The sequence below is a fragment of the Sphingobium sp. JS3065 genome (assembly GCF_026427355.1).
Taxonomy (GTDB): Bacteria; Pseudomonadota; Alphaproteobacteria; order Sphingomonadales; family Sphingomonadaceae; genus Sphingobium.
The window spans coordinates 1,965,945-1,978,006 of sequence record NZ_CP102664.1 but is presented as its reverse complement, the minus strand read 5'-3'; the positions used below and the strand labels follow the sequence as shown (position 1 = coordinate 1,978,006).

The 12,062-nt window shown below is 64.4% G+C and carries 13 protein-coding genes; 9 read left to right on the top strand and 4 right to left on the bottom strand.

The window, feature by feature from the left end; all coding sequences use genetic code 11:
* Positions 1-3: 3 nt before the first annotated feature.
* The 3 genes from NUH86_RS09450 to NUH86_RS09440 are packed head-to-tail and all read left to right on the top strand — an operon-like array spanning position 4 to position 2,285.
* Positions 4-984: an alpha/beta hydrolase gene (locus NUH86_RS09450; protein ID WP_267252083.1), complete on the top strand. Its 981-nt coding sequence runs from the start codon at positions 4-6 to the stop codon at positions 982-984.
* Entirely contained in the window at positions 981-2,084 is a 1,104-nt protein-coding gene (locus NUH86_RS09445) for an NAD(P)/FAD-dependent oxidoreductase (protein ID WP_267249265.1), read from the top strand. The genes NUH86_RS09450 and NUH86_RS09445 overlap by 4 nt, the downstream gene beginning before the upstream one ends.
* A 24-nt stretch (positions 2,085-2,108) precedes the next feature.
* Positions 2,109-2,285 carry a YegP family protein gene (locus NUH86_RS09440; RefSeq protein WP_267249264.1) on the top strand — a complete coding sequence of 59 codons (177 nt, stop codon included), beginning with the start codon at positions 2,109-2,111 and terminating at the stop codon, positions 2,283-2,285.
* A gap of 17 nt (positions 2,286-2,302) precedes the next feature.
* On the opposite strand, the gene NUH86_RS09435 is transcribed toward NUH86_RS09440, so the two are convergent.
* A complete protein-coding gene (locus NUH86_RS09435) occupies positions 2,303-3,637 on the bottom strand; it encodes a lipopolysaccharide biosynthesis protein (protein WP_267249263.1) in 1,335 nt (444 codons plus the stop codon).
* A gap of 113 nt (positions 3,638-3,750) precedes the next feature.
* On the opposite strand from NUH86_RS09435, the gene NUH86_RS09430 reads away from it, so the two are divergent.
* Entirely contained in the window at positions 3,751-4,518 is a 768-nt protein-coding gene (locus NUH86_RS09430) for a phosphocholine cytidylyltransferase family protein (protein ID WP_267249262.1), read from the top strand.
* Here NUH86_RS09430 and NUH86_RS09425 read toward each other — a convergent pair.
* Genes NUH86_RS09425 through NUH86_RS09415 form a run of 3 tightly spaced genes read right to left on the bottom strand, consistent with a single transcriptional unit; the run spans position 4,506 to position 7,177 of the window.
* On the bottom strand, positions 4,506-4,934 hold the full coding sequence (locus NUH86_RS09425) for an HIT family protein (RefSeq protein ID WP_267249261.1): 429 nt from the start codon (positions 4,932-4,934) through the stop codon (positions 4,506-4,508). The genes NUH86_RS09430 and NUH86_RS09425 overlap by 13 nt on opposite strands.
* Entirely contained in the window at positions 4,931-6,043 is a 1,113-nt protein-coding gene (locus NUH86_RS09420) for a CDP-alcohol phosphatidyltransferase family protein (protein WP_267249260.1), read from the bottom strand. The genes NUH86_RS09425 and NUH86_RS09420 overlap by 4 nt, the downstream gene beginning before the upstream one ends.
* 12 nt (positions 6,044-6,055) lie before the next feature.
* Positions 6,056-7,177 carry a CDP-glycerol glycerophosphotransferase family protein gene (locus NUH86_RS09415; RefSeq protein ID WP_267249259.1) on the bottom strand — a complete coding sequence of 374 codons (1,122 nt, stop codon included), beginning with the start codon at positions 7,175-7,177 and terminating at the stop codon, positions 6,056-6,058.
* Positions 7,178-7,343: 166 nt separating this feature from the next.
* On the opposite strand from NUH86_RS09415, the gene NUH86_RS09410 reads away from it, so the two are divergent.
* The 5 genes from NUH86_RS09410 to sucD all read left to right on the top strand — a co-directional run bounded on the left by NUH86_RS09410 (position 7,344) and on the right by sucD (position 11,997).
* Complete coding sequence (locus NUH86_RS09410) at positions 7,344-8,132, top strand: succinate dehydrogenase iron-sulfur subunit (RefSeq protein ID WP_046764649.1); 789 nt, start codon at positions 7,344-7,346, stop codon at positions 8,130-8,132.
* 35 nt (positions 8,133-8,167) lie between these two features.
* Positions 8,168-8,614, top strand: coding sequence for a PaaI family thioesterase (locus tag NUH86_RS09405; protein ID WP_267252082.1), 447 nt, complete (start codon positions 8,168-8,170; stop codon positions 8,612-8,614).
* On the top strand, positions 8,611-9,723 hold the full coding sequence (zapE, locus tag NUH86_RS09400) for a cell division protein ZapE (protein WP_267249258.1): 1,113 nt from the start codon (positions 8,611-8,613) through the stop codon (positions 9,721-9,723). Before NUH86_RS09405 ends, zapE begins: the two co-directional genes overlap by 4 nt.
* A 322-nt stretch (positions 9,724-10,045) precedes the next feature.
* The gene (mdh, locus tag NUH86_RS09395; protein ID WP_267249257.1) at positions 10,046-11,008 is read left to right on the top strand and encodes a malate dehydrogenase; all 963 of its coding nucleotides are present in this window, start codon (positions 10,046-10,048) and stop codon (positions 11,006-11,008) included.
* 104 nt (positions 11,009-11,112) lie between these two features.
* Positions 11,113-11,997: a succinate--CoA ligase subunit alpha gene (gene sucD, locus NUH86_RS09390; RefSeq protein ID WP_267249256.1), complete on the top strand. Its 885-nt coding sequence runs from the start codon at positions 11,113-11,115 to the stop codon at positions 11,995-11,997.
* Positions 11,998-12,062 lie beyond the last annotated feature (65 nt).

The window sequence follows — 12,062 nt, the reverse complement described above, 5'->3', positions numbered from 1 at the left end:
ACCATGCCGCCGATGGATTCGCCCCGCTCCGTTCCTGCCCCGTTTGACCGCCCCATTTTCGACAGGCGAGCCTGGCCGATGGACGGGCGGCTGGATTACTGGAACGCGCCCGACGGCTGGCCGCTGCGGCGCTATCGGCTGGGGGAGGGTACACGCGGCCGGATGCTGGTGCTGGGCGGCCGGGGCGACATGATCGAGAAATATCTCGAAGTGATCCACCATTGGGCCGGGCGCGGCTGGGCCGTCACCAGCTTCGACTGGCGCGGGCAGGGCGGTTCCGGACGGCTGACCGGCGATCCGCTCTGCGGGCATATCGAGTATTTCGGTCAGTGGATCGCTGATCTCAACGCCTTCGCCGCCGATTGGAGCGCGGAAGGAGAGGGGCCGGCGGTGATCGTCGCGCACAGCATGGGCGGGCATCTGCTGCTGCGCGCCTTGGCGGAGGGTATGGCCCCGCCGGACGCGGCAGCGACCGTGGCGCCGATGATGGGCGTGCGCAGCGCGCCCTTGCCCCGTTGGTTGGCGGCGGCGATTGCCGAGCTGATGTGTGTCCTGGGTTTCGACCGGAAACAGGCCTGGACGCAGAAAGAGGATTCGGAACGGCAGAGGCACATGCGGCAGAAGCGGCTGACGCACGACCCGGACCGCTATGCCGACGAACTGTGGTGGCGCGACCATAGCCGCGACGTGGCGCTGGGATCGCCAAGCTGGAAATGGGTTGAGCAGGCGCTGCATTCGACTCATGCGATGGAAACGCAGCCGGGGTTGGAGCGGATATCCGTGCCGCTGCTGATCCTGGCGGCGCAGAATGACCGGCTGGTGTCGACTCCGGCCATCAGGCGGACGGCGGCGCGGGTGCCGGGTGCGCGGCTGCACGTCTATGGGCCTGAGGCGGCGCATGAAATATTGCGGGAGCTGGACCCGGTGCGGCTGGACGCATTGGCGCGGATCGACGGTTTTCTGGATGAAGTCGTGCCGCGATGACACGGCCCGATATCGTGATTGTCGGCGGCGGGATCGCCGGGGCCAGCCTGGGCGCGGTGCTGGCGGAGCAGGCCAGCGTGCTGATGCTGGAGATGGAAGCAGGCGCGGGCTATCACGCCACCGGACGAGCGGTCTCCTTCTGGGAGGAAACCTATGGCGGGTTGGCGGTCCAGCCGCTGACCACCGCGTCGGGGCCGATGCTGTCGGCGCCCGATCCGGAATTTTCCGGGGCTTCCTTCCTGTCGCCGCGCCGGACCTTGCATGTGGGGCGAGCGGGCGATGTGGCGGCGCGCAATTGGTTGCTGGAGGAATTTGCCGGCAAAGTGGCCTTGCAAGCTGTCGATCCGGCGGCCCTGGTGCCGGGGCTGCGTCCCGAATGGACATTGGGCGTGCTGGAGCCGGGGGTATGCGACATCGACGTGGCGGCGCTGCATCAGGCCTGGCTGCGGCGGTTCCGGCGTCTGGGCGGCGAGGTTCGGCTGGCCACGGCACTACGGCGGGCGGAGGCGCGGGACGGCGGCTGGCGCATCGAAACGGATGCGGGCGCGATCGACTGCGGCCTGATCGTCAATGCGGCGGGGGCCTGGGCGGACGATGTCGCCCGGGCCTGCGGAGTGGAGCCGATCGGCATCACGCCGTTGCGGCGGACGGTGGTGCAATTGCGCGTGCCCGTCATGCCCTCGGCGGATCTGCCGCTGGTCATGGATCTGGCGTCGCAATTCTATTTCAAGCCGGAGGGGGAGGGGCGCGTCTGGCTGACCCCTCATGATGAAGAACCTTCGCTCCCCTGCGACGCCGCGCCCGAAGAACTGGCCGTGGCCGAAGCCATTGCGCGCTTCGAGGCGGTGGTCGATTGGCCGGTCGAGGCGGTGGAGCGCAAATGGGCGGGGCTGCGCAGCTTCTCCCGCGACCGGGCGCCGGTCTATGGCTTCGATCCGGCGGCGCGGGGCTTTTTCTGGTTCGCGGGGCAGGGCGGATTCGGTATCCAGACCTCTCCCGCCGCGGCTTTGCTGGCGGCCGGACTGCTCCGGGGGGATACGCCGCCGCGGGCAGTCGCCAGCATCGATGCCGCACCCTATTCTCCGTCCCGGTTTCGGTAACGCAACAAGCCGGGAGGATGGACCATGGCGCACAAGTTCGTGATCGAGAAGAACAAGGCGGGCGAGTTCGTCGCGAAGTTCAAATATAATAGCGAAACGATCTTCTGGACCGAAGGCTATGCCAACAAGGCCGGCGCCAAGAACGCGATCGAATCCATCCTGAAAAATGGACCCGGCGCGGCGGTCGAAGAAGCGGAATAAGGTTTCGTAACGTTCGATTACCCGGTTTTGCCGGCATGCCGTCTCACGGCCTGCCGGCTCGCCAGCCCCATCATCGCAAAGCCCGCGACCGACGCGATGATATTCGCGCTCGCCGCCCCGACCGTGCCATAGATCGGCAACAGCGCCGCCTGCATTCCCAGCAGCAGCGCCGTCGAAATCAGCGTGATGCGCAGCGACTGGCTGGCCCGGTCGGTCGCCATCAGCAGCGGGCGATAACTCACCCCGACCAGATCGATGCAGGCCGCGACGCCCAGCAGCATGAGCAGCGGATAGGCCGGCAGGAATTCCTTGCCCGCGATCAACCCCAGCAGGGGACGCCCGATGGTCAGGATCAGCGTGATGATCGCCGCGCCCGCGATCAGCGCCAGCCTGTTGGTCCGCCGGAACAGCGTTCCCAACGCTTCATGGCCATGGCTCGAATGGGTGCGACTCAACTCCACGAAAATGCTGCGCGAAAGCAGGCTGGAAATCTTGGTCAGCGAATTGGCGAGCTGGTTGGCGAGCCGGTACAGCCCCGCCCCCGCCGGTCCCACGAACAAGCCGACCACCAGCACGGCCACCTGCTGGCCCATCGACGACAGGGTCGTCTGCAAATTGGTGGCGGTCAGGAAGCCGACGATGCCGGGATTTTCCGCCCGCGCATCCCAGGCGCTGCCGGCCCGCCAGCTTCCCAGCCTCTCGCCGCCCACGCGCAGCGCCAGATACCAATAGCTGACGGCGCACAGCAGTTCCGCCGCGCCCCAGGCGATCAGGAAGCCGGTTATGCCGGGCATCAGCACCCAGGCCAGCCCCGCGCCGATCATGCGCCCGACCGGGATCATCGTTTCGGCAAAGGCGCCGGAATCGAAGCGGTCGAACAGCCGCAGCACGCCGGTCGGGCTGGACCGGATGGTGATCATCATCACCATGCAGAAGATCCAGGCCTGCCACCCCATGCCCGCCGACAATTCCATCAGCGACCCGAAGGCGAGGATGATGAAGGCCGCGATCAGCCCGCCCGCCACAGTGGAGCCAAGGTCGATCAGGATGCAGAACCGCAGCACCCGGTTGAGCGCGTCGCCATTGCCCGATGCCAGATGCGGCTGGCCATAACGCACGACGATCTGCCAACTGTCGAAGCCGACCAGCGTCTTGATGACGTTGGCGGCGCTCAACACCAGTGCGAACCGGCCGAAATCCGCAACGCCCAGGGTCCGCGTGACGATGGCCAGATAGGCAAGGCTGAGCACCGCGCCCACACCCTTGCCACCCAGCAGCCAGCCGGTATTCGCCAGAATGCGGGCGAAGCCTTCCTGAGCGCCACCCGATCCGCGCTTGCTGTCCACTGACATTCCGGCCTTTCGATGCAACGCCTACGCTTGGGCGCGCGCCTATCTAGAATTGGGTTGTGTGTGATGCAACACACCCTGTCCATCGGCTTGTCTTTGCTTTAATGCCCCGGCCCATGACTATTTCGAAAGCCATCATCCTTTCCGCAGGCCAGGGTTCGCGCCTGCTTCCGCTGACCCGCGACGTGCCCAAATGCATGATCGACTTCAACGGCCGGACCCTCATCAGTTGGCAGGTCGCCGCGCTGGTGGCCAATGGCGTCACCGACATCGTGGTCGTCACCGGCTTCCGCACCGAGCGGGTGGAGGATCATGCATTGCAACTCTATCGCGACACGGGCGCGCGCATCCGAACCGTGTTCAACCCCTTTTTCCAGGTGGCAGATAATCTTGGCACTTGCTGGATCGTGCGGGAGGAGATGGACCGGGACTTCATCATCCTGAACGGGGACACCATCGTCTCGGACGAGATCGTGGGCAAGCTGATCGCGGAGGCGGAGGATGCCGTCACCGTCACCGTGGACGTCAAGCAGGACGGCTATGACGATGACGACATGAAGGTGAACCGGGACGAGACGGGCCGCCTGCACGCCATCGGCAAACGCCTGCTGCCGCACGACACCAATGCCGAATCCATCGGCATGCTGGCTTTCCGGGGCGAAGGGCCGGCGATCTTCCGCAACCAGATCGACCAGATGATGCGCACCCCCGAAGGCGTCGAGCGCTGGTATCTGCGCGCCATCGACATCATCGCCAAGGGCAACCGCGTCGGCACCGTCTCGATCGAGGGGCTGGACTGGCAGGAAGTCGACTTCCCGCAGGATGTGGAAGCGGCGAAGGCGCTCACCGCCCGCTGGCTGGCCGAGGGCCGTTACGCGAAATAGGGCTTCAGCCAGGCGACGAGCGCGGCGATCTGCTCCGGATCGAGCTTCACCGCGCTGGCAAGGTCGGGCTGCCCCGGCCATCCGGCGTCGGTGATCGCAAGGTCCGCATGATCGCGGCTGCCCTCATGGCGGGGCAGCACATGGAAATGGACATGCGGGTCCACCATCATCAGCATCATATAATTGATCTTCTGATAGCGAACGGCCTCGGCAAGGGCGGCTTCGATGCCCTTGGTCACGGCCGCCAGTTCGGCATGGGCCTCCGCCGGCAGGTCGCCAAAGGCGGTGGCGTCGGACTTCGCCGCCAGCACCAGCGACCCCAGCGTCGGTTGAGCTGGGCGCAGCAGCACCACCCAATGCACGAACTCCGCGATCAGGGTGGCGGGAAAGCCGAATTTATCGATGGTCGCGTTCATGCCGTCGCCTCCATCCAACTGACGATGGGCCGCCCGGAGCGTTTCACGCCATAGGCCTGCATCAGCCGCACGGCATGCACGACCAGCGACAGGATCGTCCACCAGGCCAGAGCGATCAGCCCGACATCCGGCCGCCCGGCCAGCAGCGCCACGAACAGGATCACCATATTCGGATTGCGCCGCGCGGTGATCAGCCGGAACCGGCTATCGAACCGTTCCCATACGTGGATGTCCATCCCGAAATCCTTGATGAACATCCCCTCGATCAACCGTTGCAGCACATAGCCCGCGATCACCGCCGCCATCACCAGCGCGAAGGTCTGAGTCGACAGCGCTAGCCCCCAGGCCGACAGCCCCACGCCCCAGAAATACCACCAGAAGGGCGGGTGGATCAGGTCGACGCCATGGTCCGCCACATTGCCCCATTTGGACGAGGTGATGGTGCAGCGGGCCAGCTTCCCGTCCACCGTGTCCAGCACCATGAAGACGAACCCGGCGAGTATGCCGGACCAGTAAAGCCCCTGCGAAAACAGATAGGTCGCCACTACGCAGAGCGTTGCGCCAATCGCCGTCACCATATTGGGCGTCATGCCGATGGAGGCGGCCAGCCGCGTCAGCCACAGCGCCAGTTCGGGCCAGAGATATTTGGTGAGCAGGTCGGTGACGCCCTTATAGGCGCCGAAATAACTGCGCCGCTCTATCTCCCGCCGGGTGGCCGGAGTCAGGCGCTGGATGAAGGGGCAATCCAGCTTCCGCAACTGCCGGTTGTAGATTTGCGGTCCGGTGCGGTAATCGATGACGGTCAGCCTGTCGCGATGCCGGGCGATGTCGTCAGGGGTCGGATCGATCCCGACGGGCAGATGCGCCATCACCATCGCATCCCCGTCGACGACCACCGTGCAGGGATGGGCCAGCACATGGCGCAACCATACCGGATCGAAGACATAATCCAGATTGACGTGCAGCCGCGCGCTGCTGGCGCTGCCGTCCGCGGCCAGCCCTTCGGCCCGTGCCAGTCGGCCAAGGCGTTCGGCATTGGTCATGCCCCAGAGCAGGGCGGGATTGTCGCCGATCAGCGACAGGCTTGGCGGGGAGGAGAAGTCGTTCATGATTGCCTGCTCTTATCGTCTGGCCTTTTCAAGGAAAGCGCAAATCGCCTCCGCGCCGCGCCGCGCCGCGCCATGGGGATCGCCGCCCACCGATTCCGCCACCCGATTCCGTTGCGCGTCGGCATAAAATCCGTGCCGTTGCCCCGCCCGGTCCAGCGCGTCGGGTAAAGAAGCAAGGTCATCCAGCACGTCGCCCAGCGTCCAGAACAGATAGTCGGGATCGTCGCGCCAGGACACGCCATGGGCATTCAGGAACAGGCAGGGTCGGGGGAAGGCCAGAAATTCGTAAACCTGGCTGCTGACATCGCCCAGATAGATGTCGGCTCCGCTGGTGTAGCTCATGTCGAACAGCCGGTCGGAATCGAGATCGATCAGAATCTTGCCGGGCTGCGCAAGGGCCATGACGGCATCCTTCGCTGCCTGCGGCGCGTCGGCGAACAGCCGGACATGGGGCGCGACCACCAGATTATACCGGTCCTGTCGCCGGAACCAGTCGATCAGGCCAGGCCCGAACCTGTCCCATGAGGAAAGCGAGCGGCGGAAATGCGGCGCATATAAGACCGTCTGCCGATCATTGTCGAACAATGGGCTGCGCTGCTTTTGCATGCGCAGCATCAGGTCGAGCTTGACATAGCCGTTGGTGGCATAATGGCCGGGACGAATGGTGCCTGCCTCCAGCAATCGCCGCTCGCTTTTTTCTCCGGCGACCAGCACGAAATCGAAATGGCGGTCGCGCGGGTCGAGCATGATCGCGCGGTCGCCCGCTCCATGCGGGGTGAAGATCAGCTTCGTCCGGCGCGGCAGGAAGTGACGGATGGCGGTCGTGGTTCGTTCCGGAACGACGATGGCATCGAAACCGCGCAAATAGGGCAGGGCGCCGATGAGGGTCGGAATGCGGGGATTGCGGCTCAGCTTCATCCGGCGGACGATGGCGGCCGGTCCGGAGCGGCCCAGAATCCTGACCTGGGGCCGGAAATCGGGATAAATATCCGCCAGCCGCGTCAGGATCGGCAAATGGTCCGCGCTCGATACCGCGATTTCAGGAGCACGACCCATGGCCGCCATTTCCGCCGCGATCGGCAAGGCATGGAACAGATGGTGCGGCTCGCCGATAAAAAGGAAAAGGATGCGCATGCATGGACGATCGTTGAAGGATCGGAACCTCTTGGCACGGGCAGGCAGGAAAGGCCAGACGGATGCCGGGGCGTCGCTTCCGCTCGGCAAAAAGGCATGCCGCCGCTTGACTAACGAGTGCCTATATTGTTGAGGGGCGGGAAACGGGATAACAGGAATTATCGAGATGGCCGAATTTGCGTTGCCCAAGAACAGCAAGATCAGCGCCAAGGGCGTTACGCACAAGGCGCCGGACGGGGCGACCAACGTCAAGAGCTTCAAGGTCTATCGCTACGACCCCGACTCGGGCCAGAATCCCCGCTACGACACGTTCGAGATCGATCTGGACAATTGCGGCCCGATGGTTCTGGACGCGCTGCTGAAGATCAAGAATGAATATGATCCGACGCTGACCTTCCGCCGTTCCTGCCGGGAAGGCATTTGCGGCTCCTGCTCGATGAACATGAACGGCCGCAACGGCTTGGCCTGCACCACCTCCATCGAGGAATGTTCGGGCAAGGAAGTGCGCGTCACGCCGCTGCCGCACATGGACGTGATCAAGGATCTGGTGCCTGATTTCACGCATTTCTATGCGCAGTACAACAGCATCAAGCCCTGGCTGCAAACCGTCAGCCCGGCGCCCAGCGGCAAGGAACGGCTCCAGTCGCCCGCCGACCGCGAGAAGCTGGACGGCCTGTATGAGTGCATCCTGTGCGCCTGCTGCTCGACCTCCTGCCCCAGCTACTGGTGGAACAGCGACAAGTTCCTGGGTCCGGCGATCCTGCTCCAGGCCTATCGCTGGCTGGCCGACAGCCGCGACGAATATACCGGCGAGCGTCTGGACGAGCTGGAAGATCCCTTCCGTCTCTATCGCTGCCACACCATCATGAACTGCGCGAACGTCTGCCCCAAGGGACTCAGCCCCGCCAAGGCGATCGCCGAAACCAAGAAGATGATGGTCGAACGGCAGCTCTGATCGACGTGAGCGACGGAGCGGGTCGTCTGAGCCCTGTGGCCGATGGGCCTTGGGCTGGCTGGCTGTCATGGACCGACATGATGCCGGGGACGTTCCTCGCTTCGGCTATCGGCACCAGCTATTCGCGCAGCGATGCGGCGGGCAAGGCGACGGTCATGCTGGAAAGCCTGCCGTCGCACGCCAACCGGCTGGGCGCCCTGCATGGCGGATTTCTGGCCGGTTTCGCCGATCACGCCTATTTCGCCGCGCTGGCGGCCATGGGCCGGCCGGAACAGGCGGCGGCGGTGACCGTTGACCTTGCCATGCAATATTGCGGTTCCGGAAAGGTGGGACCGACCCTGCGCGCGGAGGTCGAGTTGCTGCGGGAGACAGGGCGTCTGATGTTCCTGCGCCTGACCATTTTCCGGGATGATGGCCTGATCGCGGCGTCGACCGCGACCGTGCGGAAAGCGCCCGAACCCCAAAAGCAGCCTTCGAAGTGACCAGCGTCGTCACCCGTTACGACGCGCTTGTCGCGGCGGGGGAATTGCGGCCCGATCCGGATCAGCGGGCGGCGGCGGAACGACTCGACCGGCTGCAACAGGAACTGGAGGCCACGCCGCCGCGGGGATCGACCCTGTGGAAGCTGCTGCGCAAGGCGCCGGAACCTCCCCGCGGCCTCTATATGTGGGGCGGGGTCGGGCGCGGCAAATCGATGCTGATGGACCTGTTCTTCGATACGGTGCATGTCCAGCGCAAGAAACGCGCCCATTTCCACGAATTCATGCTGGACGTGCATGCGCGCCTCGCCGAAGCGCGCAAGTCGGAGACGGGCGACCCGATCCCGCCGGTGGTCGCATCGCTGGCGGAAGAGGCGCGGCTGCTCTGTTTCGATGAGATGGTCGTCAACAACATGGCCGACGCCGCCATCATGTCGCGGCTGTTCACGGGGTTGCTGGAAATGCGGGTGACGATCGTCACCACCTCCAATCGCGAGCCGGACGAACTCTATAAAAACGGTCTCAACCGTCAGCTTTTCCTGCCCTTCATCGCCCTGATCAAGGCGAAGCTGGACGTGATGACCCTGAACGGGCCGACCGACTATCGGCGGGATCGCCTGGGCGACGCGACCTTGTGGCATGCGCCCAACGGGCCGGAGGCGACCCGGGCGCTGTCGGAGGCTTTTTTCCGCCTGACCGACTATCCGGTCGAAGATCGCGCCAAGGTTCCGGTCGAGGAGATTCCGGTGCAGGGCGGGCGCACGCTGCATGTGCCCAAGAGTCTGAAGGGCGTCGCCGTCTTTTCCTTCAAACGCCTCTGCGCGGAGGCGCGGGGCGCGCCGGACTATCTGGCGATCGCGCGCAAATATCACAGCGTCATCATCGTCGGCATTCCTGTGCTGCGGCCGGAAAAGCGCAACGAGGCTGCGCGTTTCGTCACGCTGATCGACGCGCTCTACGAATATAAGGTGAAACTGCTCGCCTCCGCCGATGCGGAACCCGCGCGGCTCTATCCGGAGGGCGACGGCGCCTTCGAATTCGAGCGGACCGTGTCGCGCCTGATGGAAATGCAGTCGGACGACTATCTGGCGTTGGGTCACGGCGAGAAATAATTCGCCTTCCGGATAGAACTTATCCGTTTATCCCATAACAATATATTATCCGGAAAAAAGGGGCCGCACGCTCCCATCAAAGAGAGGCGTGCGGCAGGTGGCCGCTGTGGGGAAGGGCCATGCGCCAGGGTAGGAGCGCGTGGGCGACAGAGGCAAAAGTCCATTAATGCAATTGCGAATGAATTGCAAAGATAATTTGAGGCTGAGGCTCATGCGCGGTTGAAACCTCCGGCGGATAGGCCTAAGCGCACTCTCGTTTCAGATTTCCGGCGTTTCAGGTTTCCCGGCAATTCCGTTTCCACGGTTTGGAGGATGATTGCATATGGCCCGTAAGAAGATCGCGCTGATCGGCGCTGGTAATATCGGTGGCACCCTCGCGCATCTCGCGGCTCTCAAGGGTCTGGGTGACATCGTCCTGTTCGACGTCGTCGAAGGCGTGCCGCAGGGCAAGGCGCTCGACCTGTCGCAGTGCGGCCCGGTCGAAGGCTTCGATGCGAAGATCACCGGCACCAACGATTATGCCGATATCAAGGACGCCGACGTCATCATCGTCACCGCCGGCGTCGCCCGCAAGCCGGGCATGAGCCGCGACGACCTGCTGGGCATCAACCTGAAGGTCATGAAGTCCGTGGGCGAGGGCATCAAGAACAACGCCCCCAACGCCTTCGTCATCTGCATCACCAACCCGCTGGACGCGATGGTGTGGGCGCTGCGCGAATTTTCGGGCCTGCCGCACAACAAGGTCGTCGGCATGGCCGGCGTCCTCGACTCCGCGCGCTTCAGCCACTTCCTGGCCGAGGAATTCCAGGTGTCGGTGAAGGAAGTGACCAGCTTCGTCCTGGGTGGCCATGGCGACACCATGGTTCCGGTCGTCGAATATTCGACCGTCGCGGGCATCCCGATCCCCGACCTCATCAAGCAGGGCCGCTCCACCAAGGAACGCATCGACGCCATCGTGCAGCGCACCCGTTCGGGCGGCGGCGAGATCGTCGCGCTGCTCAAGACCGGTTCGGCCTTCTATGCGCCCGCCACCAGCGGCATCGCCATGGCGGAGGCCTATCTGTTCGACCAGAAGCGCCTGCTGCCCTGCGCCGCTAACCTGACCGGCCAATATGGCGTCGACAATCTCTATGTCGGCGTGCCCGTGATCATCGGCAAGGACGGCGTCGAGCAGGTCATCGAGATCGAACTGAACGAAGAGGCCAAGGCTAACCTCCAGGTGTCGGTCGACGCCGTCAAGGAACTGCTGGAAGCCTGCAAGGGCATCGACGCCACGCTCGCCTGAGCCACACAAGCTTGCACCGGTCCGTCCCCAGGTAAGTGCGCAGCCTGGGGCGGTCCGCCTTTTGGACCCAAAGTGCCACGTCCACAGAAGATAAAGGGACTCCTATGTCCATTCTGGTGAACAAGAACACCAAGGTCATCACCCAGGGTATGACCGGTGCCACCGGTACCTTCCACACTGAAACCGCGTTGGCCTATGGCACGCAGATGGTCGGCGGCGTCACGCCCGGCAAGGGCGGCACGACCCATATCGGCCTGCCCATGTTCGACACCGTCGCCGAAGCCAAGTCGAAGACCGGCGCCGACGCATCGGTCATCTATGTTCCGCCGCCGTTCGCGGCCGACTCGATCCTGGAAGCGATCGACGCGGAAATCCCGCTGATCGTCTGCATCACCGAAGGCATTCCGGTGCTCGACATGGTGAAGGTGAAGCGCGCCCTGTCGGGTGGCAAGTCGCGCCTGATCGGCCCGAACTGCCCCGGCCTGCTGACGCCTGGCGAATGCAAGATCGGCATCATGCCCGGCAACATCTTTTCCAAGGGTTCGGTCGGCGTCGTGTCGCGTTCGGGCACGCTGACCTATGAGGCCGTGTTCCAGACCACCAATGCGGGCCTGGGCCAGACCACGGCCGTCGGCATCGGCGGCGATCCGGTCAACGGCACCAACTTCATCGACGTGCTGGAACTGTTCCTGGCCGACGACGCGACCGAATCGATCATCATGATCGGCGAAATCGGCGGCGACGCGGAAGAGCAGGCCGCCCAGTTCCTGATCGACGAGGCGAAGAAGGGCCGCAAGAAGCCGATGGCAGGCTTCATCGCGGGCCGCACGGCGCCTCCGGGCCGCCGCATGGGTCACGCCGGCGCGATTGTGTCGGGCGGCAAGGGCGACGCGGAAAGCAAGATCGCCGCGATGGAAGCGGCCGGCATCAAGGTTGCCGCCAGCCCCTCCGAACTGGGCACGACCCTGCTGGAAGTGCTGAAGGGCTGATCGGCCGATGGCGATGGCTGGGCTGCACCCCGGCCATCGGTTACCCCGCTCCGCGACTGCACGCG